The organism is Pseudomonas cavernicola (assembly GCF_003596405.1).
GTDB classification, from domain to species: Bacteria; Pseudomonadota; Gammaproteobacteria; order Pseudomonadales; family Pseudomonadaceae; genus Aquipseudomonas; species Aquipseudomonas cavernicola.
This window is the reverse complement of sequence record NZ_QYUR01000002.1, coordinates 1,039,009-1,059,779: the sequence shown is the minus strand read 5'-3', so window position 1 is coordinate 1,059,779 and position 20,771 is coordinate 1,039,009. Positions and strand designations below refer to the sequence as shown.

21 protein-coding genes and 1 pseudogene are annotated in these 20,771 nt (G+C 61.6%); 13 read left to right on the top strand and 9 right to left on the bottom strand.

Annotated elements, in window-relative coordinates; all coding sequences use genetic code 11:
* Window positions 1-75: 75 nt before the first annotated feature.
* Window positions 76-1,002: a choline ABC transporter substrate-binding protein gene (choX, locus tag D3879_RS05285; RefSeq protein ID WP_119953022.1), complete on the bottom strand. Its 927-nt coding sequence runs from the start codon at window positions 1,000-1,002 to the stop codon at window positions 76-78.
* Window positions 1,003-1,098: 96 nt separating this feature from the next.
* Window positions 1,099-2,607, bottom strand: coding sequence for a choline-sulfatase (gene betC, locus D3879_RS05280; protein ID WP_119953021.1), 1,509 nt, complete (start codon window positions 2,605-2,607; stop codon window positions 1,099-1,101).
* A 123-nt stretch (window positions 2,608-2,730) separates the two neighbouring features.
* Here betC and D3879_RS05275 point away from each other — a divergent pair, with 123 nt between their 5' ends.
* Together D3879_RS05275 and D3879_RS05270 are read left to right on the top strand one after the other, a co-directional pair.
* Window positions 2,731-3,642 (top strand): choline sulfate utilization transcriptional regulator, encoded by a 912-nt coding sequence (locus tag D3879_RS05275; RefSeq protein ID WP_420800902.1) that lies wholly within the window; start codon window positions 2,731-2,733, stop codon window positions 3,640-3,642.
* Complete coding sequence (locus tag D3879_RS05270) at window positions 3,639-4,007, top strand: DOPA 4,5-dioxygenase family protein (protein ID WP_119953019.1); 369 nt, start codon at window positions 3,639-3,641, stop codon at window positions 4,005-4,007. The genes D3879_RS05275 and D3879_RS05270 overlap by 4 nt, the downstream gene beginning before the upstream one ends.
* A gap of 113 nt (window positions 4,008-4,120) precedes the next feature.
* On the opposite strand, the gene D3879_RS05265 is transcribed toward D3879_RS05270, so the two are convergent.
* The 3 genes from D3879_RS05265 to trpB all read right to left on the bottom strand — a co-directional run bounded on the left by D3879_RS05265 (window position 4,121) and on the right by trpB (window position 6,781).
* Window positions 4,121-4,648 (bottom strand): REP-associated tyrosine transposase, encoded by a 528-nt coding sequence (locus tag D3879_RS05265; protein WP_119953018.1) that lies wholly within the window; start codon window positions 4,646-4,648, stop codon window positions 4,121-4,123.
* 112 nt (window positions 4,649-4,760) lie between these two features.
* Complete coding sequence (gene trpA / locus D3879_RS05260; RefSeq protein ID WP_119953017.1) at window positions 4,761-5,570, bottom strand: tryptophan synthase subunit alpha; 810 nt, start codon at window positions 5,568-5,570, stop codon at window positions 4,761-4,763.
* Window positions 5,567-6,781, bottom strand: coding sequence for a tryptophan synthase subunit beta (trpB, locus tag D3879_RS05255; RefSeq protein ID WP_177412372.1), 1,215 nt, complete (start codon window positions 6,779-6,781; stop codon window positions 5,567-5,569). Before trpB ends, trpA begins: the two co-directional genes overlap by 4 nt.
* Before the next feature lie 188 nt (window positions 6,782-6,969).
* Between trpB and D3879_RS05250 the strand changes: the two genes are divergently transcribed.
* From D3879_RS05250 to D3879_RS05235, 4 genes are all read left to right on the top strand, one after another.
* On the top strand, window positions 6,970-7,881 hold the full coding sequence (locus D3879_RS05250; protein WP_119953015.1) for a LysR family transcriptional regulator: 912 nt from the start codon (window positions 6,970-6,972) through the stop codon (window positions 7,879-7,881).
* Between the two features lie 257 nt (window positions 7,882-8,138).
* Window positions 8,139-8,354 carry a dodecin gene (locus tag D3879_RS05245; RefSeq protein ID WP_119953014.1) on the top strand — a complete coding sequence of 72 codons (216 nt, stop codon included), beginning with the start codon at window positions 8,139-8,141 and terminating at the stop codon, window positions 8,352-8,354.
* Window positions 8,355-8,683: 329 nt separating this feature from the next.
* Window positions 8,684-8,908, top strand: a complete 225-nt coding sequence (locus tag D3879_RS05240; protein ID WP_119954895.1) for a DUF1161 domain-containing protein — start codon at window positions 8,684-8,686, stop codon at window positions 8,906-8,908.
* A 483-nt stretch (window positions 8,909-9,391) separates the two neighbouring features.
* The gene (locus D3879_RS05235; protein ID WP_119953013.1) at window positions 9,392-10,387 is read left to right on the top strand and encodes an LLM class flavin-dependent oxidoreductase; all 996 of its coding nucleotides are present in this window, start codon (window positions 9,392-9,394) and stop codon (window positions 10,385-10,387) included.
* 22 nt (window positions 10,388-10,409) lie between these two features.
* Here D3879_RS05235 and D3879_RS05230 read toward each other — a convergent pair whose 3' ends face one another.
* On the bottom strand, window positions 10,410-10,829 hold the full coding sequence (locus D3879_RS05230; RefSeq protein WP_119953012.1) for a PA0061/PA0062 family lipoprotein: 420 nt from the start codon (window positions 10,827-10,829) through the stop codon (window positions 10,410-10,412).
* Between the two features lie 46 nt (window positions 10,830-10,875).
* Complete coding sequence (locus tag D3879_RS05225) at window positions 10,876-11,298, bottom strand: PA0061/PA0062 family lipoprotein (RefSeq protein WP_119953011.1); 423 nt, start codon at window positions 11,296-11,298, stop codon at window positions 10,876-10,878.
* 93 nt (window positions 11,299-11,391) lie between these two features.
* Between D3879_RS05225 and D3879_RS05220 the strand changes: the two genes are divergently transcribed.
* Window positions 11,392-12,465, top strand: a complete 1,074-nt coding sequence (locus D3879_RS05220; protein WP_119953010.1) for an aminopeptidase — start codon at window positions 11,392-11,394, stop codon at window positions 12,463-12,465.
* A 149-nt stretch (window positions 12,466-12,614) separates the two neighbouring features.
* The gene (locus D3879_RS05215) at window positions 12,615-12,845 is read left to right on the top strand and encodes a DUF1161 domain-containing protein (RefSeq protein WP_119953009.1); all 231 of its coding nucleotides are present in this window, start codon (window positions 12,615-12,617) and stop codon (window positions 12,843-12,845) included.
* 146 nt (window positions 12,846-12,991) lie between these two features.
* On the opposite strand, the gene D3879_RS05210 is transcribed toward D3879_RS05215, so the two are convergent.
* Together D3879_RS05210 and D3879_RS05205 are read right to left on the bottom strand one after the other, a co-directional pair.
* Window positions 12,992-13,639, bottom strand: coding sequence for an HAD family hydrolase (locus tag D3879_RS05210; protein WP_119953008.1), 648 nt, complete (start codon window positions 13,637-13,639; stop codon window positions 12,992-12,994).
* A gap of 32 nt (window positions 13,640-13,671) precedes the next feature.
* Window positions 13,672-14,214 (bottom strand): gamma carbonic anhydrase family protein, encoded by a 543-nt coding sequence (locus D3879_RS05205; protein WP_119953007.1) that lies wholly within the window; start codon window positions 14,212-14,214, stop codon window positions 13,672-13,674.
* A gap of 135 nt (window positions 14,215-14,349) precedes the next feature.
* On the opposite strand from D3879_RS05205, the gene prlC reads away from it, so the two are divergent.
* The 5 genes and pseudogenes from prlC (at window position 14,350) to D3879_RS05180 (ending at window position 20,740) form a co-directional block, all read left to right on the top strand.
* Window positions 14,350-16,398: an oligopeptidase A gene (prlC, locus tag D3879_RS05200; RefSeq protein WP_119953006.1), complete on the top strand. Its 2,049-nt coding sequence runs from the start codon at window positions 14,350-14,352 to the stop codon at window positions 16,396-16,398.
* The gene (locus tag D3879_RS05195) at window positions 16,395-16,676 is read left to right on the top strand and encodes a YheV family putative zinc ribbon protein (protein ID WP_119953005.1); all 282 of its coding nucleotides are present in this window, start codon (window positions 16,395-16,397) and stop codon (window positions 16,674-16,676) included. The genes prlC and D3879_RS05195 overlap by 4 nt, the downstream gene beginning before the upstream one ends.
* 21 nt (window positions 16,677-16,697) lie before the next feature.
* Window positions 16,698-17,489, top strand: coding sequence for a DUF3658 domain-containing protein (locus D3879_RS05190; RefSeq protein WP_119953004.1), 792 nt, complete (start codon window positions 16,698-16,700; stop codon window positions 17,487-17,489).
* A gap of 361 nt (window positions 17,490-17,850) precedes the next feature.
* Window positions 17,851-18,909: a PA0069 family radical SAM protein gene (locus D3879_RS05185; protein ID WP_119953003.1), complete on the top strand. Its 1,059-nt coding sequence runs from the start codon at window positions 17,851-17,853 to the stop codon at window positions 18,907-18,909.
* A gap of 351 nt (window positions 18,910-19,260) precedes the next feature.
* A pseudogene (locus D3879_RS05180) lies at window positions 19,261-20,740 on the top strand (c-type cytochrome).
* Window positions 20,741-20,771 lie beyond the last annotated feature (31 nt).

Genomic DNA, 20,771 nt, shown 5'->3' with positions numbered 1-20,771 from the left:
GCGATCAAAGGCAGATGATGTCGGCGCCCGATCGCGAGTAGAACTCGCTCCTACAAGATAGCGAGCGCTTTCGCTTTATAGCTTGGTCTTCAGCGCCGCCAAGGCTTCGCCGCCGTCGAGGGTCTTCACCCCTTGCAGCCACTGCTCCAGCACTTGCGGATTGGCCTTGATCCAAGCCTGCACCGCCTCGGCGGTGCTGCCCTTCTTCGTCAGCGCCGCGGCCATGATGCTGTTCTCCATCTCTTGGGTGAAGCGTAGATTGCTTAGCAGCAGGCCGACATTCGGGCAGGCCTGCGCGAAACCCTTGCGTGTCAACGTATAGACGCTGCCGCTGGCACCGAAGTGTTTCTCGCCGCCGGTCAGGTATTTCATTTTGAATTGCACGTTCATCGGGTGCGGGGTCCAGCCGAGGAAGGTGATGAAACGCTCGCGTTTAACCGCGCGGCCGACTTCCGAGAGCATCGCCTGCTCGCTGGATTCCACCAGTTTCCACTGCCCGAGGTCGAACTCGTTCTTGCTGATGATTTCCTGCAGCGACTGGTTCGCTGGAGCGCCTGAGCCGATGCCATAGATCTTCTTGTCGAACTTGTCGGCGAATTTGCTCAGGTCCGCGTAATCCTTCACGCCGGCATTCCAGACATAGTCCGGCACGGCCAGGGTGAACTCGGTGCCATCGAGGTTCTTCGCCAGTTGCACGACATCGCCGCTCTTCACGAACTTGTCGTAGTGGGCCTGTTGCGCGGGCATCCAGTTACCCATGAAGACATCGACCAGACCATCCTTCAGGCCACCGAAAATGATCGGCACGGCGAGGGTGTCGATCTTGCTCTTGTAGCCCATGCCATCGAGCAGGAACGCGGTAATGCCGTTGGTCACGGCGATATCGCTCCAGCCCGGGTCGGCCATCTTCACCGTGCTGCAACTGGTGTCCTCGGCCTGTGCCTGGAACGTGGTGGCAGCCAGCAGCAAGCCGCCGGCCAGCAGTGCGTTGATTCTGTTCATGCCATCTACCTCTCAGGTTAGGTGCAGTTCTTGTTCTTGTAGGAGCGAGCCCTGCTCGCGAAGCTTTACCTGGCCAATTGTTAGCGATGCGCGCTGCTATGGCTTAGGAAAGCGCGCCCTGCGCTCCAGATCGTCCAGGTCGATATGGTTGCGCACGTACTGCTGGCTGGCGTCGACCAGCGGCTGGTGGTCCCAGCTCTTCATCTGGCCGATAGTCAGGGCCTGGTCGACGAAACGGCGGCGGCGCTGGCTGGCCAGCACCTGTCGGTGAATGGCGGGGATGTCCCACTTGGCACGCGCCTCCGTCACAAAGGCGGCGAACAGCGCCTGGTGCTGCGGCGACTGGCTGAGTTCTTCCAGCTCGTCCGGGTCGCTTTGCAGGTCGAATAGCAGGCAGGGGTCCTGTTCGGAATAGATGAATTTGTAGGGGCCGCGGCGAATCATCATCAGCGGGCCGATGCTGCCTTCGGCCATATATTCGCCGAACACCTCGTCATGCCCGCCGTCACCCTGCAAATGTGCCAGCAGAGAGCGGCCGTCCAGCGGCAGATTGGTTTCGATCGAGCCGCCGGCCAGTTCCACCAGGGTCGGCAACAGGTCGGCGGTGGACACCGCGGCGCTGACCCGCCGTGCGGCGAACTGCCCTGGCGCATGGACCAGCAGCGGCACCCGCGCGGACATCTCGAACCAGTGCATCTTGTACCAGAGGCCGCGCTCGCCAAGCATGTCGCCGTGGTCACCGGAGAAGACGATCAGGGTGTCTTCGGCCAGCCCGGTTTCCTCTAGGGTTTGCAGGAGTTTGCCGACGTTGCTGTCGATATAGCTGCAGGCGCCGTAATAGGCGCGGCGTGCATCGCGGATCTTGGCTTCGGGCAGTGGCTTGTCCCAGAGGTCGTAGACCTTGAGCAGACGCCGCGAATGGGGGTCCTGCTCCTCCTGGCGCAGTTGCACGCGCGGCAGTTCGATATCGTCGTCGCTATACAGATCCCAGAACGCCTTGGGGATGCTGTAGGGGTCATGCGGGTGGGTCATGGACACGGTCAGGCAGAACGGCTGTTCACCTTCGCTACGCACATGATCGAACAGATATTGCTGCGCCTTGAACACCACCTCCTCGTCGAAATCCAGCTGGTTGGTGCGCACGCAGGGCCCGGCTTGCAGCACCGAGGACATGTTGTGGTACCAGCTCGGGCGCACCTCCGGCTCGTCCCAGTTCACCGCCCAGCCGTAGTCGGCCGGGTAGATGTCGCTGGTCAGGCGTTCCTCGTAGCCGTGCAGCTGGTCCGGGCCGCAGAAGTGCATCTTGCCGGACAGCGCGGTCTTGTAGCCGAGCCGACGCAGGTAATGGGCATAGGTCGGCACGTCGGCGGGGAAGTCGGCGGCATTGTCGTAGGCGCCGATCTTGCTCGGCAGCTGGCCGCTGACCAGGGTGAAACGCGAGGGCGCGCAGAGCGGGCTGTTGCAGTAGGCGGAATCGAACAGTACGCCTTCGCCGGCCAGGCGGCTGAGGTTGGGCAGCTTGATCGGCGAGTCGGCGTTGTAGAACGGCAGCAGCGGCGCGGCCATCTGATCGGCCATGATAAAGAGAATGTTGGGGCGCTTCATTTTGGCGGCTTATCCTATGCGGATGGGTTATGCGATAGTTCGTTAGCCGATCTTCTGCCTAGTGATTGGAGGGGTAAAGCGCATGACCAGACATGCTTCGGATAACCAATGCTTATGTGAGAGGTGCGCTTGAACCTGTCCCTCGACTTGCTGCGGGTGTTCGAGTCCGCCGCCCGCCAGTTGAGTTTCACCGCGGCGGCGGCGGAACTTGGCACCACTCAGCCAGCAGTCAGCCAGCAGATCAAACGGCTGGAGAAGGAGCTGGGCGTGCGGCTGTTCGACCGTATCCATCGGGGCATTGCGCTTACCGAAGCCGGCCAGTTGCTGCAACAGCACGTCCAGCTCGGCCTGGAGTCGATCGATGCCGGCCTTGCGGCGGTGACCGCGCAAAACCAGCATGAGGTCTTGCAGGTCGCCACGGACTTCGCCTTTGCCGCCTACTGGTTGATGCCGCGCTTGCCACGTTTCCGCGAAGCTAATCCGCAACTGGACGTTAGCCTGATCACCAGTGATCGCAGCATGACCGCCCTGCGCAGCGATATCGACGTCGCCATTGCCTTCGGTGACGGCCGCTTCAAGCACGGCGAGGCGCACCGGCTGTTCAGCGAGGAAGTCTTTCCGGTCTGCAGCCCCCGGTTGCTCGAAGGCCGCCAGCTGCCATTGGCGAAAGAACAACTGGCAGCTCTGCCGATGCTCCACCTCAAGCCGGAAGTGGCGAGCCGCTGGTTCGATTGGGCGGGTCTGTTCCAGGCATTGGGCATTCCCCAGCAACAGACTCCGGCGGCTTTGCGCTTCGACAACTACACCCTGCTGATCCAGGCCGCCATCGCCGGTCAGGGCGTGGCCATCGGCTGGCGCCATCTGGTCGATGAGTTGCTCGAACAGGGCTTGCTCTGTCGGGTCATCGCCGAGAGCGCCGAGTCGCGCTTCGGTTACTACGCCGTATTGCCCGAGCGCAAACGGCGGATGCGCCTGGTGCAGCCTTTCGTCGACTGGCTCCAGGCGGAGCTGAATTTGGAAAATCGTCAGCCATGAACGACATTCCCCTGCCGCGTATTCGCGGCTATCACGCGCATATCTATTTCGATGCGCAGACCCTCGACCAGGCCCGCGCGCTCTGTGAAGAGGCTGCCCGGCGCTTTGCGCTGAAGATGGGTCGGGTTCACCAGCGCCCGGTCGGGCCGCACCCGGACTGGAGCTGCCAACTGGCGTTTCGTCCGGAGCTGTTCGGCGAGCTGATTCCCTGGCTGGCCTTGCGCCGCCAGGGCCTGGTGGTGCTGATCCACCCGATCACCGGCAACGATCTGCTCGACCACCGTGACCATGCGATCTGGATGGGCGCGGTGCGGCCGCTGGATCTCAGCGGGCTCAGCGAAGGGCCGGTGGAGTACGACCTTTAGGTTGCCGGCTCGCAGCCCGTAGGGTGGGCTTCAGCCCACCGTTTGCTGACGTCTTCGCACCCTCGGTGGGCTGAAGCCCACCCTACGGAAGCCCGCGTTTTGGCGGCACCCGCCTACTCACCGAATTGACCAGAGAGCTCATCCCGACTGCCCCAGTCCTCAGGCAATGACCCATTACGCACATAGCGATGAAAGCTCGAGTAGGGCCAATCCCTGACACGCTCGACCAGAGCATGTTTGACGGGGTTGTAGTGGATGTAATCGATATGCCGCTGCAGATCGGGCTCGTCTTGAATCTGATGTTCCCAATAGCGCCGTTGCCAGATTCCCTTTTCACGCTTGCGCACCTTGCTGGTGCTGAGAACCTCGGCTGCTGGCATATCCCGGGAGAAGCCGCTCTTGATCAGGCTCCAGCGCCCCGCGTAGTCGGCATCGCCTGTCGGTAAGGTCCAGATTGCGTGCAGATGGTCCGGCAGGATGCAGATCGCCACGCTTTCAAAGGGCATGCGCTGTTGGGCGCAGGCATAAGCCAGGCGCAGTGGGGAAATGGCATCGGTCAGTAGCGTGGATCGTCGATCGGCTAGAGTCACGGTGAAGAAATAGGTGCCGCCCGGCACCAGGCTACGGCGGTAGCGAGACATAAGGCACTCCATTGCCTTGGGGACAGTTTTGGTGGGCTGAAGCCCACCCTACGTCGGCGCAGAGTTTTCGCGCCCATCGTATGCAGGTTACGAAAACGCTGTGCCGGCGGACTCAGGCGCGGGCTTTGCGCACGCCTTCGGCCAACTCCGCGCAGAGCTTCAGCACGTCCTGCACCGCCTGCTCCGGTGACTCGGCATTGGCGATCTGGTCGATCAGTGCCGAACCCACTACCACGCCATCGGCCAGCCGGGCGATGGTCGCTGCGTGCTCCGGGGTGCGGATGCCGAAGCCGATGCTGATCGGCAGGTCGGTATGCCGACGCAGACGGGCGACGGCCTGTTCGACGTGCTCGAGGGTCGCCGAGCCAGCACCGGTTACCCCGGCTACCGAAACGTAGTAGACGAAGCCGGAACTGCCGTTGAGCACCTTCGGCAGGCGTGCATCGTCGGTGGTCGGAGTGGTCAGGCGGATGAAGTCGAGGCCGGCGGCCTGGGCCGGGTCGCAGAGGTCGACGTTATGCTCCGGCGGCAGGTCGACCACGATCAGGCCGTCCACGCCCGCTTCTTTTGCCTCGGCGATGAAACGCGGCACGCCGTAGTGGTGGATCGGGTTGAAGTAGCCCATCAGTACCAGCGGGGTGTCGCTGTTGCCGGCGCGGAACTCGCGAACCATGTGCAGGGTTTTCGCCAGGTTCTGCTTGGCCGCCAGCGCGCGGATGTTGGCCAGCTGAATCGCCGGGCCGTCGGCCATCGGGTCGGTAAAGGGCATGCCCAGTTCGATCACGTCGGCGCCGGCCTGCGGCAAGCCCTTGAGGATCGCCAGCGAGGCGTCATAGCTCGGGTCGCCGGCGGTGATGAAGGTCACCAGTGCGGCACGGTTCTGTTCTTTCAGTTCGGCAAAGCGCGTCTGCAGGCGGCTCATACGACGGACTCCTTCTGCTCTTGCAAGTGGTGCATTACGGTCTGCATGTCCTTGTCGCCACGCCCGGAGAGGTTGACCACCATCAGGTGCTCCTTCGGCAGCTTGGGTGCGCGCTTGAACACTTCGGCCAGTGCGTGGGCGCTTTCCAGCGCCGGGATGATGCCTTCCAGGCGGCAGCATTTATGGAAGGCTTCGAGGGCTTCGGCGTCGGTGATCGAGGTGTATTCGACCCGACCCACCTCGTGCAACCAAGCGTGTTCCGGGCCGATGCCGGGGTAGTCGAGGCCGGCGGAAATCGAGTGGGCGTCGATGATCTGGCCGTCGTCGTCCTGCAACAGGAAGGTGCGGTTGCCGTGAAGCACGCCGGGTTCGCCACCGTTCAGGCTGGCCGCATGCTTGCCGGTTTCAATGCCATAGCCAGCGGCTTCGACACCGATGATTTGCACGCTGGCGTCGTCGAGGAACGGGTGGAACAGGCCCATGGCATTCGAGCCGCCACCGATGCAGGCAATCAGGCTGTCGGGCAGACGGCCTTCCTGTGCCTGCAACTGTTCGCGGGTTTCCTTGCCGATCACCGCCTGGAAGTCGCGGACCATCGCCGGGTACGGATGCGGGCCGGCCACGGTGCCGATCAGGTAGAAGGTGCTGTCGACGTTAGTCACCCAGTCGCGCAGGGCCTCGTTCATCGCGTCCTTCAGGGTGCCGGTGCCGGCAGTGACCGGAATCACCTCGGCGCCCAGCAGTTTCATGCGGAAGACGTTGGCCTGCTGCCGATCGATGTCGGTGGTGCCCATGTAGATCACGCAGTCGAGACCAAAACGCGCGGCCACGGTGGCGGTGGCCACGCCGTGCATGCCGGCGCCCGTCTCGGCGATGATGCGTTTCTTGCCCATGCGCCGGGCCAGCAGGATCTGGCCGATGCAGTTGTTAATCTTGTGCGCGCCGGTGTGGTTCAGCTCTTCGCGCTTGAGGTAGATCTTCGCCCCACCGCAGAACTCGGTCAGGCGCTCGGCGAAGTACAGCGGGCTCGGGCGGCCGACGTAATCGCGTTGGAAATAGGCCAGCTCTTCAAGGAAGGCGGGATCGACCTTGGCCGCTTCGTACTCGCGAGCCAGGTCATGAATCAGCGGCATCAGGGTTTCGGCGACATACTGGCCGCCGAAGGAACCGAACAGGCCATTGGCGTCGGGGCCGTTACGGAAAGAGGTCATGGGTATGCTCCTGTGAAGTCGGGCGCTGAATGGATTTCAGCCAGCCCCTGCATCTGTAGGATGCGCCCCATGGGCGCGAACCTGGCTCGCGGGCATGGCCCGCTCCTACTGCAATGTGCACAGGATAAATCTGTGTGGCGTGCGGCAAAAGCGATAAGATCGCCGCAACCTGTAAGGAAATATCACGTATGAGCCACGACCTTCCACCCCTCAATGCCCTGCGAGCATTCGAGGTTGCGGCGCGTCTGCAAAGCGTCAGCCAGGCGGCAGAACAACTGCATGTCACCCACGGCGCAGTGAGTCGGCAGATTCGCCTGCTCGAGGAGGATTTGGAGCTGACCCTGTTCGTCAAGGATGGGCGCGGCCTAAAACTCACAGATGCAGGGCTGCGCCTGCGTGAAGCCAGTGGCGAGGCGTTCGAGCGCCTGCGCACTGTCTGCGCCGAGCTGAAACAGCAGAATGCCGATGCGCCTTTCGTTCTCGGTTGCCCCGGCAGCCTGCTGGCACGCTGGTTCATTCCGCGTCTGGATCGGCTCAACCGCGAATTGCCCGAGCTGCGCTTGCACCTGTCGGCCAGCGAGGGCGAGCTCGATCCGCGCCGGGCCGGGCTGGATGCCACCCTGTGGTTTGCCGAGCCGCCGTGGCCGGCGGATATGCAGGTTTTCGAGCTGGCGGCCGAGCGCATCGGCCCGGTGATCAGTCCGCGTTATGCGCGCTTTGCCGAACTGCATAGCGCAGGGCCGGCCGCGTTGCTCGGCGAGCCCTTGTTGCACACGGCCTCACGCCCGCAAGCCTGGCCAGCCTGGGCCGCGAGCAATGGCTTGGACGCTGGGACACTCAAGCTCGGCCAGGGCTTCGAACACCTGTATTTCTTGCTGGAAGCCGCCGCCGCGGGTCTCGGCGTGGCCATCGCCCCACAACAACTGGTGGCGGATGATCTGGCGGCCGGACGCTTGGTCGCCCCCTGGGGGTTTGTCGAAACCTCGGCCAAGCTGGCGCTGTGGGTGCCGGCACGGACGTTGGATAAGCGCCCGCAACAATTGGCTGCTTGGCTGCAAGCCGCCCTCAGCCCGCCGCAGAGTGAGCCCGTCGCCAACTGACGAGGGCCTGCTATTAGCGCGATAGTTCGGGCGTTCTTGGCCGTGTAAGCCACGGCCGAACTGCTGGGGCACGGCCTTCTCCTGGCGGCTGAACGCGACGCTTTGACAGCGTCAAAAATTTGCCCAAGGCCGCGTAGTAGGCGGGCTGAGCTATTTCGTGGAGTTGGGTTTGCCGCGCTTTTCTCCGTCGACTAGTGTCCATGAACAAAGGCAACGCTTGAGCGCTGACCTTTTCCAACGGCAGAGGAGATGCGTCTATGTCGAACCACCACACCTACAAGAAAATCGAACTGATCGGCTCGTCGCCTATCAGCATCGATGAGGCGATCAATAACGCCTTGGCGGAATGCGCCAAGTCGATACGCAATATGGATTGGTTTGAAGTCACCGAGACCCGTGGGCATATCGAAAACGGCAAGGTGGGCCACTACCAGGTAACGCTCAAAATCGGCTTCCGGATCAGTGATAGTTAGTGGCCTGTGTGGCCAGTTCCATTAGTCAATTTCGGCGCCAGAAGCCCCGATGCTGCGTTGCCGCGGATCAAAATAGCCCAGCTATGACTCGTCGCAGCGCCTTGTCTCGGGACTCCAGGCAACCAGACTTGAGTTAACCAACTAGCCGTACCGGCCACTATGGCTGTCGGCGCGCTTGGGCTAGGCTAGTTTCGGCTGGCTCGTGTAGAGGCTGCGGGCTGAGTCCAGCATGCCCGCTGTTTACTTGGGGTACGCTGCACTGCCAACCGTTCAAATGAAGGTTGTTCTTACCAATTGGATTTAGACACAACGAGGGAGCGTTATTAATGATGAAGAAACTGATGTTGGCCGTTAGCCTGTTGGCCGTGGCCAGTTCGGCCTTCGCCAGCACTAAGCCGTGCGAAGAGCTGAAGGCCGAGATCGACGCGAAGCTGAAAGCCAAGGGCGTGGCCTCCTACAGCCTGGAAATCGTTGCAAAAGGCAGTGTGACCGACAAGCAAGTGGTCGGTAGTTGCGACGGCGGTACTAAGGAAATCGTCTACCAGCGCAACTAAAAACCTGCTCAATATCTGCTGCGCTTGGTCATGCTGCGTTGAAAACAGGCTCGGAATGCTCATTTACCATCCGTAAATTCCGCTTCCTCGCCTGCTTTCGCCTTGCCTGACCTGCGCTCGCGACGATCTTGAGCAGGTTTTAAACCACGTTTGTAGCCACAGCCGGCGTTGCCCAGGCGACGCCGGCTTTTTATTGCCTGATGCTTACCCGCAGGTGCCTCTTGCAGCGAAAAGTGCCTCCTGGCTCGAAGCGGCAACGCTGTATGGCGGCAAAAGACGCCGCCAAAATTGAACAGTTATTGTTGAGACAGCGCACTAAAGTAAGGCCCAGCGCTGCACTCGGGTAAATCGCCGCGACCCAACTCGCCGCCACGGTTGGCTCTTTCGCTGAGCCGTTTTACCCTCGATTGCTGCTTTGCCCCACAGCGGTATTGCCGGCGCCATCCAGCGCGCGGCGATCACTCAAGAGCACCGACAAGGTTTATGAAACGACTAGCAGACATCAAGATTTCCACCCTCGACCTCGCCCCGATCCGCGCTGATGGCGGACCGCAGCAAGCCTTGCGCAACTCGCTGGCGCTAGCGCAGCACGTGGAGAAGCTGGGTTACACGCGCTTTTGGGTGGCTGAGCATCACAACATGGATGGCATCGCCAGCTCGGCGACCGCGGTACTGATCGGCTATCTGGCCGCCGGCACCACGAGCATTCGCCTCGGCGCCGGTGGGGTGATGTTGCCCAATCACGCACCGCTGGTGATTGCCGAGCAATTTGGCACCCTCGCCACCCTGTACCCGGGGCGAATCGATCTCGGCCTGGGTCGCGCGCCCGGTGCCGATCAATACACCGCCCGCGCCTTGCGCCGCGAGCGCTCCGGCAGCGCCGACGATTTCCCCGAGGATGTCGAAGAGTTGCAGCGCTATTTCGGTCCACGCACGCCGGATCAACGCGTGATCGCCATGCCCGGCAGCGGCACCGAGGTGCCGCTCTGGCTGCTCGGTTCGAGCCTGTTCAGCGCGCAACTGGCCGGCCAGAAGGGCTTGCCCTACGCCTTCGCCTCGCACTTTGCGCCGCGCCTGATGCACGAGGCGATTCGCGTCTATCGCAACCATTTCCAGCCTTCCGCGGTGCTGGATAAGCCCTACGTGATGCTCGGCGTACCGCTGATCGGGGCGGATAACGATGAGCAGGCGGCCTATCTGGCGACCTCCGCCTACCAGCGGATTCTCGCCCTGATCCGTGGCCAGAGCCTGCTGCAAAGGCCGCCGGTGCCGAGCATGGACGGCTTGTGGTTGCCCCATGAGAAGCAAGCGGTAGGCGAGTTTTTCGGTCTGGCGATGGTGGGTGGCCCGGAGAAAATCCGCACCAAGCTGGAGGTGTTGCTGGAGCAGACCGGCGCCGATGAGCTGATTTTCACCAGCGATATGTACGACTTCGCCGACCGCCTGCACTCCTACGAAATCCTCGCGCAGCTGCGCTGAGATTAGTCATAAGGCCAACGGCTCAGAAAGGCCGGCAGCGCAGCACTTCTGCACGGGTAAGCAGCGTGTGTTGGGCGTCGAACAACCAGCCTTGGGCTCTATTCAACAGCGGCCGGACTTCAATGCGATAGCGTTGGCCGGCGCTGAAGTCATGACGCACCCGCAGGTGACAGGTGATCTGCAGCGGCTCGGACAGCCCATCAACGCTGCCGCCGCCACCGCTCGCTTCAAACTGGAAACGTACTTCCAGCTCATGCTGGCCGGGGCTGACCTGGAAGTAGCGGCCGTCGTTCACGCGTTTATCGTCGAGCTTGTTGGCCATCAACGTGTAACCAGCTGTGGCATACAGATCGACCCAGGCTAGCTGGGGATCGGGTTTGGGCAACGGGCTGGCGCAGCCGCTAAGGGCGAGCGCTAGCAGCAAGTAAGGCAGGTGGCGCATGGCGGTCTCGCGAAATAAATCGTTCTTATCAGCATAGCGTTTACCCCTAGATACCGCCGCAGCGAGTCTCACGGGCGCGCGCCAGCAGCCGATGCTGATCATCGTAAAGTTTGGCCCAGGGGCGGAAGCCAATACTGCCGGCTTCCAGGCGATAGCGTTGGCCGGCGGCGAACTCCGGGTAATTCAACTCCAACCGGCAGTCGCGTTGGTGCGCTTGGCTGTTGGGGCCGATATTGCTGGCGTCGACCGCGAACTGGAAGCGCACTTGCAGTTCATGCTTGCCGGGGCTGACCTGGAAGTAGCGGTCATCGTCCAGGGGCTTTTCGTCGACTTGATAGGCGAGCAGCTCGCTCTCGGTGTTGGTGTGCAGATCGACCCAGGCTTGGCTGGGATCGGGCGTCGGCATAAAGCGCAAAAAGGCGCAGCCGCCGAGGGTGAGCAAGCTGGTGACGAGAAGCAAAGGGCGCATGCTAGGGCTCCGACGCGAGTCTGGCAGTGGTGGGCAGAATGGGATAGCAGCCGATGCTGGAGCGCTTGCCTGAGATGCGCTAGGGTGCGCGCGATGCCGCACTGTCTATCCTGGTTACTCGACCCTCTGAACCCGCGCTGGGTTCCGTTGCTGCTCGCCTTGGGGCTGAGCGGTTGTTCCAGTGTCAGTTATTACACGCAACTGCTCAGCGGCCAACTCGAACTATTGCAGCGCCGCGAGCCGGTCGCCGAGCTGCTGGCCGACCCCGCGCGCGACCCCGAGCTACGTCAGCGGCTGGCGCTGTCGCAAGTGGCCCGGGAGTTTGCCAGCGCGCGCCTGGGCTTGCCGGATAACCGCAGCTATCGGCTGTATGCCGATCTCGCTCGCCCGTTCGTGTTGTGGAATGTGTTCGCCACCCCGGAGTTCTCCCTGGCGCCACAGACGCACTGCTTCCCCATCGTCGGTTGCGTGGCCTATCGCGGCTTCTATGAGCAGAATCGCGCGCGCGGTGCAGCGGCGTTGCTCAAGCAGCAAGGGCTGGACACCTACGTCGCTGGGGTGGAGGCCTATTCGACGCTCGGCTGGTTCGACGATCCGCTCCTCAACACCATGCTGCGCTGGGATGACCAGCGCATGGTCGCGGTGATCTTTCACGAGTTGGCGCACCAGAAGTTTTATCTACCGGACGACACCGCGTTCAACGAGTCCTACGCCAGCTTCGTCGAGGCCGAAGGCCTGCGCCAATGGCGTGCCGCGCGCGGTTTGTCGGTGCCGGCGGACAACCGCGATCAGCAGCGTGAGCAGTTCACTGCGCTGGTGCTGGCCAGCCGTGCGCGACTGGAAACCCTGTATGCCAGCGGCCAAAGCGAGACCGAACTGCGCCGCGCCAAGGCCGCCGAATTCGAGCGTCTGCGCGCGGAGTACCACCAACTGCGCGCGCGCGAATGGGCCGGTGTGGGGCGCTATGACGGCTGGATCGACAGCCCGTTGAACAATGCCAAGCTGTTGCCTTTTGGCCTATATGATCGATGGGTGCCGGCGTTTGCGAAGGTATTCCGGCAAGTGAATGGCGACTGGCCGAGGTTCTATGCGCAGGTCAAACGTCTCGGCGAGTTGCCCAGCGCGATGCGCGAGCACGCGCTGAAGAGCCTGCAGGGGGAGCGTTAGTGCGCGCAGCAACTCAAGCGAACTCGGTGGGTCGTCATGCAGTCAAAATCTTTGCCTACGTGGCCCAAGCGTGCCGGCCAATCACAGGCCAGCCACCTCGGTAACGCGGGTGCGGTCAAGGAATGTTGGAATCAATAGGAAGCTGCACCATGAAAAAACTAGCTGCCGCCGTGCTGATCAGTCTGCTCGCCACCCCCGTGCTCGCCGCGCCGAAATCCTGCGAAGAGCTCAAGCAGGAGATCGAAACCAAGATCCAGGCCGCCGGGGTCACCAGCTACACCTTGGAGATCGTGAGCAACGCCGAGGTACATGACCAGAGCATGGTGGTCGGCAGCTGCGAAAACGGCACGAAGAAGATCATCTACCAGAAGAACGGTTAAGCGGCTCCTAGCGTACTGACTCAGAAATTACGGCCAGCAGAGCCTTTGTTTTTGTAGGATCGAGCGCTGCTCGCGATGCTTTTCTGCCACGCCCGATCGCGAGCAGAGCTCGCTCCTACATGTCCAGGGGCCGGATAGGCAGCGGCTCAGGCGCAGAAAGCGTCTTGCAGCTCGGCCAGCGTCGGGTAGTGATAGGTCGGCGCCTCGGCCAGCAACTCCTCATGGCTGCCAAAGCCATAACCCACCGCGGCACAATCCAGCCCATTGCTGCGGGCGCCGATCAGGTCGTGCTTGCGGTCACCGATCATCAGCGTCTGCGCCGGCTCCAGCTGTTCCTGCGCCAATAGGTTCTGGATCAGCTCGACTTTATTGGTCCGCGTGCCATCCAGTTCGCTGCCGTAGATCACCTTGAAATACTTGGCGAAGTCGAAGTGCCGGGCGATTTCGCGAGCGAATATGTGAGGCTTCGAGGTGGCGATATACAGCGTGCGGCCCTGTCCCTGCAGCAAAGCCAACAGCTCGCCGACGCCCGCGAATACTTGATTTTCGTACAGCCCAGTCACCTGGAAACGCTCGCGGTAGTAGCCGACCGCCTGCCAGGCCTTGGCTTCATCGAAGGCATAAAACTGCATGAAGGCCTGCAACAGCGGCGGGCCGATAAAGTGCTCCAGCTTGTGCAAATCCGCTTCGTCGATACCCAGCTTGGCCAGGGCGAACTGGATCGAACGGGTGATGCCTTCGCGTGGGTCGGTCAGGGTGCCGTCGAGGTCGAAGAGGATGTTCTGGTAGTGCATGGAGCAACCTTGTGACTGATAGGGGGAAGGCATTACTGGTCGTAACCCTCGGCGAGATACTGATCCTTGAGCTGCACGTAATTCGCCGCGCTATAGGTGAAGAAAGCCTTTTCCTTATCGCTCAGCGGGCGCGCCTGTTTCACCGGGCTGCCGACGTAGAGGTAACCGCTCTCGAGGCGTTTGCCCGGTGGGACCAGGCTGCCGGCGCCGAGGATCACCTCGTCCTCGACCACCGCGCCGTCCATCACCGTCGAGCCCATGCCGACCAAGATGCGGTTGCCCAGGGTGCAGCCGTGTAGGGTGACCTGGTGGCCGATGGTCACGTCGTCGCCGATCAGCAACGGGAAGCCGTCCGGGTTGAACGGCCCGGCGTGGGTGATGTGCAGCACGCTGCCGTCCTGCACGCTGGTGCGTGCGCCGATGCGGATGCGGTGCATGTCACCACGGATCACCACCAGCGGCCAGACCGAGCTGTCGGCGCCCAACTGCACGTCGCCAATGACCACGGCCGAGGCATCGACGAACACCCGCTCGCCCAAGTTGGGAGTGATGCCCTGATAACTGCGAATCGCCACGATAGAAACCTCTTAAGCTGCGGTAAGCCGCGATTGTAATTAAGATGGCGACCATTCTGTTTTGAAACTCGCCGGGGAGCATCGCCCGCCGGCACTGGTCAGAACATCCATCTATGTCCAAACAGGTGAACCGCCGTGAGCGAGAACAACCCCTTACTGCAATCCTTCGACCTGCCGCCCTACTCGTCCATTCGTCCGCACCATGTCGAGCCGGCCATTGATACGATTCTGGCCGACAGCCGGGCGGCGATCGTCGAACTGCTGGCCAAGCAACCCGCCACCCCGACCTGGGATGGCCTGGTGTTGGCGCTGGATGAGCTGGGTGAACGCCTGAGCCGTGCCTGGAGCCCGGTCAGTCACCTGAACGCCGTGTGCAACAACGCCGAACTGCGTCAGGCGTACGAAGCGTGCTTGCCCAAGCTGTCCGAGTACTGGACCGAGCTGGGGCAGAACCGCGGTTTGTTTGAAGCCTACGCGGCACTGGCGCAGAGCCCGGCCGCGAGCGGTTTCGAGGTGGCGCAGACGACTATTCTCGAACACGCCCTGCGCGACTTCCGCCTGTCCGGCATCGACCTGCCGCCAGCCGAGCAGCAGCGTTACGGCGCGATCCAGATGAAACTCTCCGAGCTGGGCAGTCATTTCTCCAATCAACTGCTCGACGCCACCCAGGCCTGGACCAAGCACGTCACGGATGAAGCCGTGCTCGCCGGCCTGACTGACTCGGCCAAGGCGCAGATGGCCCAGGCGGCCAAGGCCAAGGATCTCGACGGCTGGTTGATCAGCCTGGAATTCCCCAGCTACTACGCTGTGATGACCTATGCCGCTGACCGCGCGTTGCGCGAAGAGGTCTACGCCGCCTACTGCACCCGCGCCTCCGACCAGGGGCCGAATGCCGGGCAGAACGACAACGGCCCGGTGATGGCCGAGATCCTCGACCTGCGCCAGGAGCTGGCGCAGCTGCTCGGTTTCGCCAGTTACGCCGAGCTGAGCCTGGCGACCAAGATGGCCGACAGCAGCGAGCAGGTGCTGAACTTCCTGCGTGACCTGGCGCTGCGCAGCAAACCCTTCGCCGCCCAGGATCTCACCGAATTGCAGGCTTTTGCCGCCGAAAAGGGTTGCGCCGATCTGCAGAGCTGGGACGTCGGCTACTACAGCGAGAAGCTGCGCGAGCAGCGCTACAGCATTGCCCAGGAAACCCTGCGCGCCTACTTCCCGATCGACCAGGTGCTGACCGGCCTGTTCGCCATCGTGCAGCGCCTCTACGGCATCGAGATCGCCGAGCTGCAAGGCTTCGACAGCTGGCATCCGGACGTGCGTCTGTTCGAGATCAAGGAAAACGGCCAGCATGTCGGGCGCTTCTTCTTCGACCTCTACGCCCGCGCCAACAAGCGCGGCGGCGCCTGGATGGATGGCGCCCGCGACCGTCGCCGCTCGGCCGCAGGCGATCTGATCAACCCGGTAGCCAACCTGGTCTGCAATTTCACCCCGGCGGTCGGCGATCAGCCGGCGCTGCTGACCCACGATGAAGTCACCACCCTGTTCCACGAGTTCGGCCACGGCCTGCATCACCTGCTGACCCGCGTCGAGCACGCCGGTGCTGCGGGCATCAACGGCGTGGCCTGGGATGCGGTCGAGCTGCCCAGCCAATTCATGGAAAACTGGTGCTGGGAGCCGGAAGGCCTGGCGCTGATCTCCGGCCACTACAAAACCGGCGAAGCGCTACCGCAGGACCTGCTGGACAAGATGCTGGCGGCGAAGAACTTCCAGTCCGGGCTGATGATGGCGCGGCAGATCGAGTTCTCGCTGTTCGACTTCGAACTGCACGCCACCCACGGCGACGGTCGTAGCGTGCTGGAGGTGCTGGAAGGCATTCGCGCCGAGGTTTCGGTCATGCGTCCGCCGGCTTACAACCGCTTCCCCAACAGCTTCGCGCACATCTTCGCCGGCGGTTATGCGGCGGGTTACTACAGCTACAAGTGGGCCGAAGTGCTGTCCGCCGATGCCTTCTCCAAGTTCGAGGAAGAAGGCGTGTTCAACGCCGACACCGGCCGCGCCTTCCGCGAGGCAATCCTGGCGCGCGGCGGGTCGCAGGAGCCGATGCAGCTGTTCGTCGACTTCCGTGGTCGTGAGCCGTCGATCGACGCGCTGCTGCGCCATCTCGGCTTGAGCGCGGAGGCAGCATGAGCGACGCCCCGGTGAACATCGGCAAGAAACGCTTTATCGCCGGCGCCGTGTGCCCGGCGTGCAGCGAGGTCGACAAGATCCAGATGTGGGACGTGGATGGCGTGCCGCACCGCGAGTGTGTCGCCTGCGGTTATGCCGACACCCTCAACGAACAAGGTCAGTCGGTGCCGAAGGAGCTCGGCACGCGAGTCAACAAGGAGGTGCCCAAGCCAGCCGATCCCAAGGTGCAGGCGGTGCAGTTTTTCCCCAATCCGAAATTGAAGAAGCCCGCGGAGTAAGGCGCTGGCCAAGGAGGGCTCATGTGGCATCTGGTGTGTGGCGATGCAGCGGTAGAGGGCGTGACATTCGTGCTTGGTCAGGCGCCCGCCAACGATTCCCTGCGTGTGCTCAGGGATGATCTGGCAGTTGGCCCGCTCGCCGATATCGAGCAGCCTCCATGTACCAAGCGCGCAGCCTTCTGGCAGGCGCTGTGGCCGGAGACGGTGCGCCCGGTACCGGACTTCACCGGCACACTGAGCGAGGACGCCCGCTGGCTCGCCGGTTTGGCCCGGCAGGCACGGCCGGTCACCGTCTGGCAGGGCGACAGCGCTTCCGAGCAACTGCTTTTGGCCCGCGTCGCCGCCGCGCTGGAACATGCTGACCTGCCGCTCTGGGAGGTTCCCTGCGGCAGCGGCGACAGCCGCTTCGAAACCCGCCGTGCTGTTTCCATGCATGAACCGACGGCCCTGCGCGAGTTGTACCGGCCGCTACTGGTCGTGCCCGCCCGGCGCCAGCGCCTGGCCGCCCAATGGCATGCGGTGCGGCAGGAGAACGCGGCGATCCGCCGTTGGCGCGACGGCGCTTTCCATGGTGAGGACCACGCGAAGATTGACGCCATTCTGCTGGGCTACTGCACGCCTGAGTGGAAGCCCCTGGCGCGGGTAATGGCGGATGTCATGCTGCGTTGCGACGGCTTCTTCCCTAGCGATTTCTTCGTCTACTGGCGGGCCCGCGAGTTAGCCGGCACCGGCCGCATCGAGCTGTCTGGCGAGGCGGATGCCAGCGGCTACGGTGGGCTGAAGGTGCGTCTGCCCGATCACCCGTCCCTGTAGGAGCGGGCCACGCCCGCGATCTGGGCAGCGGCAGGCAAACATCCCATGGCCGCCCAACGCCCTTCGCGGCCATGGGCCGCTTCTACGGGGCCGCCGAGACTTGGCCGGACTATTCGCAAGGAATGGCCCAGATCCAGTAACGACCTGTCGACCATAGAGCCTGCGACTCACGATTGAGCGTGTTGATGGGTGCCCGGGAATAGCGGAGCTCTGGCCCGCATCGACGCTCGGTAAAGGCAGTGACAGGCTGGTTTGGAAGCGCAAGGCGGAAGCTGAGAGCGAGTTTCCCGGCAGACTTACGGTGGTCGTATCATGAATAAAATGCTGTATATTTAAACAGTATTTTATTCGGATCATGCCCATGACCAGCACCCTGCCCCCGCGCGGCCGCGGTACGGCCAGCAACCCTTATAACCGTTTTGCCCCGACCCGTTCGGTGGCCGAGGACGATGGCTGGTTTCAGGAAGTGCCGCTGTCGCGTGCCACCGAAGTTCGGATCGAAACCGCGAAAAGCATCATTACCCGCAACCAGTCGCCGGATTTGCCGTTCGACCGCTCGATCAACCCGTACCGCGGTTGTGAACACGGCTGCATCTACTGCTATGCACGGCCCAGCCATGCTTATTGGGATATGTCGCCGGGGTTGGACTTCGAGACCAAGCTGATCGCCAAGACCAATGCTGCGGCTTTGCTCGAACAACAGCTATCCAAGCCGGGTTACGTGTGTGCACCGATCAATCTGGGCTCCAACACCGACCCCTATCAGCCGATCGAGCGGGAGCACAAACTGACCCGGCATACGCTTGAAGTGCTGCTGCGTTATCGCCATCCGGTGACGATCGTGACTAAGGGCTCGCTGGTGCTGCGCGACCTCGATCTACTCAGCGAATTGGCCAAGCAGCGGCTGGTGGCGGTGATGATCAGCCTGACCACCCTCGATGATGAGCTGAAACGCATCATGGAGCCGCGCGCGGCCGCACCGGCGGCACGTTTGCGCGCCATTCGGGTGCTACGTGAGGCGGGGGTTCCGGTTGGCGTGCTCTGCTCGCCGATGATTCCGTTGATCAACGACAGCGAGCTGGAGCAACTGTTGGCAGAGGCCAAAAAGGCTGGCGCGCAGAGCGCGGCGTATATGTTCCTGCGCCTGCCGCGCGAAGTGGCTCCGTTGTTCGAGGAGTGGCTGTCGGCGCATTTCCCCGAGCGCGCCGAGCATGTGTTGAGCCTGGTGCGGCAAAGCCGTGGCGGCGAGCTGTACGACAGCCGCTTCGGCACGCGGATGAGCGGCGAAGGGCTGTTTGCTGATCTGCTGGCGCAGCGCTTCAAGCTGGCTCTAAAGCGCCTAGGGCTGAACAGGCGCGAGGGTTTCAATCTCGATTGTTCGCGCTTTTGCCCGCCGGGCGGGCAAATGGCGTTGTTGTAGCGATTTTAGTTGTCGCGGCGCAACTAGATCGCTAATCATTCGGACTGATTGGAAACAAGTCGCTACGACCAATTTAATCCCGGAAGAAGTGCTGGTGAATATCTGCAGCAAGTTGTAGCAAATAGGTTTTAAACGATTAACTAAATGTTGTAATCGGAATATCAGGTTATCAGGTTTTTCAAAAAAAGCGCTTGTTCCTTCTATGCACTATACTTCTTACTGATTTTGCCACCAGGATTGGTGGTACTGGTCTGCCCTGCTTGGGCGTCGGATTAATATTAATTTGACGCCGCTGTTTAGTGGCGATGCGTTTGCATAACCAATGAGCAACAGGAATAGGATGAAGAGAAAATGGCAATAGCAATTATCTTAATTCTAATCGTTGTTGCATCAGTGCTGTTCCACATACTAGCTCCTTGGCAAGCGACACCGGCAGCTTCCAACTGGGGGTCAATAGACACCACCCTGTTCATCACCCTGGTCATTACCGGAATATTTTTCATCGCCATCACGGTATTTATGGCGGTAGCCGTGATGCGTTATCGTCACAAGGAGGGTGCAAGGGCCGCCTACCAACCAGAAAATAAGAAGTTGGAATGGTGGTTAATTGTCATCACCTCGGTGGGAATTGTCGGCATGTTGGCGCCAGGCTTGGTTGTTTATAATGATTTCGTCCAGGTTCCGAAAAATGCTAATGAACTCGAAGTGATCGCCCAGCAGTGGCAGTGGGCCTTTCGCTTTCCCGGCCAGGATGGGAAGCTGGGTAGGTCGGATGTTAAATTTGTTGACTCTGCCAATCCCCTCGGCCTTGATCCCAAGGATCCTGTTGGGCAGGACGATGTGCTCATAAGAAACAATGAGATTCGTCTCCCGCTCGATCAACCGGTGAAAGTTTTACTGCGCTCTAAAGATGTGCTGCACAACTTCTATATACCGCAAATTCGCGCCAAGATGGATATGGTGCCAGGCATGGTGTCGCACTTCTGGTTCACACCGACTAAAACTGGGAAGTTTGAAGTTCTTTGCGCCGAATATTGTGGCGTAGGTCATTACAACATGCGCGGCCATATGATCGTGGAGGAACAGGGCGCTTTCGATCAATGGCTTAACAGCCAACCGACTTTTGCGCAGACATTAACGACTGCTGCCAAGCCCAGCCGGGACAGCGTGCTGGAAAAAGGCCGCCTGTTGGCCGAAAGCTACGGCTGCCGGGCCTGCCATAGCCTGGATGGCAGCGCCAGTCTCGGCCCGGGCTGGAAGGGTCTGTACGGCCGCACGGAACAGCTTGTCGATGGCACCAGGGTGCTGGTCGATGAGGCCTACCTGAAAGAGTCGATCCGCGATCCAAAGGCCAGGCAGGTCCAGGGTTATCCGCCGGTTATGGTGCCCTATACTCTCAATGAAGATGAGCTGGGCGCTCTCGTTGCCCTCATCAAATCACTGAGTGCTGTGCCGCAAGACGATGGACCTTCTGCCAGCGACGCGACGGGCAGAGGCGATGATCTGGCGGCACAGGGACAGCAATTGGCCGAGTCGCTCGGCTGTCTGGCCTGCCACAGTGTCGACGGCAAGCAGGGAGTCGGCCCAAGTTGGCAGGGCCTGTATGGCAAGACAGAAACCCTTGCTGACGGTACGAGGGTAAAGGCCGATGAGGGCTATATAAAAGATTCCGTTCTTAATCCTAATGCCGTAATCGTCAAAGGCTATGCCCCTATCATGCCGGCTTTTGCACTGAGCGATGAGGACTTGAACGCACTGATTGCTTTTATCAAATCCAAAGCGAATGCCAACGCTGATGCGAAATAGGGTGGAGCCAGGAGAGTTGCCGTAAGCAGCCAGAAATACACCGAAACTTCACCAGG

Bases quoted from the DNA above. Each gene is read 5' to 3' on its own strand.
- choX (WP_119953022.1), bottom strand. From the start codon at position 1,002: ATGAACAGAATCAACGCACTGCTGGCCGGCGGCTTGCTGCTGGCTGCC.
- betC (WP_119953021.1), bottom strand. From the start codon at position 2,607: ATGAAGCGCCCCAACATTCTCTTTATCATGGCCGATCAGATGGCCGCG.
- D3879_RS05270 (WP_119953019.1), top strand. From the start codon at position 3,639: ATGAACGACATTCCCCTGCCGCGTATTCGCGGCTATCACGCGCATATC.
- D3879_RS05265 (WP_119953018.1), bottom strand. From the start codon at position 4,648: ATGTCTCGCTACCGCCGTAGCCTGGTGCCGGGCGGCACCTATTTCTTC.
- trpA (WP_119953017.1), bottom strand. From the start codon at position 5,570: ATGAGCCGCCTGCAGACGCGCTTTGCCGAACTGAAAGAACAGAACCGT.
- trpB (WP_177412372.1), bottom strand. From the start codon at position 6,781: ATGACCTCTTTCCGTAACGGCCCCGACGCCAATGGCCTGTTCGGTTCC.
- D3879_RS05250 (WP_119953015.1), top strand. From the start codon at position 6,970: ATGAGCCACGACCTTCCACCCCTCAATGCCCTGCGAGCATTCGAGGTT.
- D3879_RS05245 (WP_119953014.1), top strand. From the start codon at position 8,139: ATGTCGAACCACCACACCTACAAGAAAATCGAACTGATCGGCTCGTCG.
- D3879_RS05240 (WP_119954895.1), top strand. From the start codon at position 8,684: ATGAAGAAACTGATGTTGGCCGTTAGCCTGTTGGCCGTGGCCAGTTCG.
- D3879_RS05235 (WP_119953013.1), top strand. From the start codon at position 9,392: ATGAAACGACTAGCAGACATCAAGATTTCCACCCTCGACCTCGCCCCG.
- D3879_RS05230 (WP_119953012.1), bottom strand. From the start codon at position 10,829: ATGCGCCACCTGCCTTACTTGCTGCTAGCGCTCGCCCTTAGCGGCTGC.
- D3879_RS05225 (WP_119953011.1), bottom strand. From the start codon at position 11,298: ATGCGCCCTTTGCTTCTCGTCACCAGCTTGCTCACCCTCGGCGGCTGC.
- D3879_RS05220 (WP_119953010.1), top strand. From the start codon at position 11,392: ATGCCGCACTGTCTATCCTGGTTACTCGACCCTCTGAACCCGCGCTGG.
- D3879_RS05215 (WP_119953009.1), top strand. From the start codon at position 12,615: ATGAAAAAACTAGCTGCCGCCGTGCTGATCAGTCTGCTCGCCACCCCC.
- D3879_RS05210 (WP_119953008.1), bottom strand. From the start codon at position 13,639: ATGCACTACCAGAACATCCTCTTCGACCTCGACGGCACCCTGACCGAC.
- D3879_RS05195 (WP_119953005.1), top strand. From the start codon at position 16,395: ATGAGCGACGCCCCGGTGAACATCGGCAAGAAACGCTTTATCGCCGGC.
- D3879_RS05190 (WP_119953004.1), top strand. From the start codon at position 16,698: ATGTGGCATCTGGTGTGTGGCGATGCAGCGGTAGAGGGCGTGACATTC.
- D3879_RS05185 (WP_119953003.1), top strand. From the start codon at position 17,851: ATGACCAGCACCCTGCCCCCGCGCGGCCGCGGTACGGCCAGCAACCCT.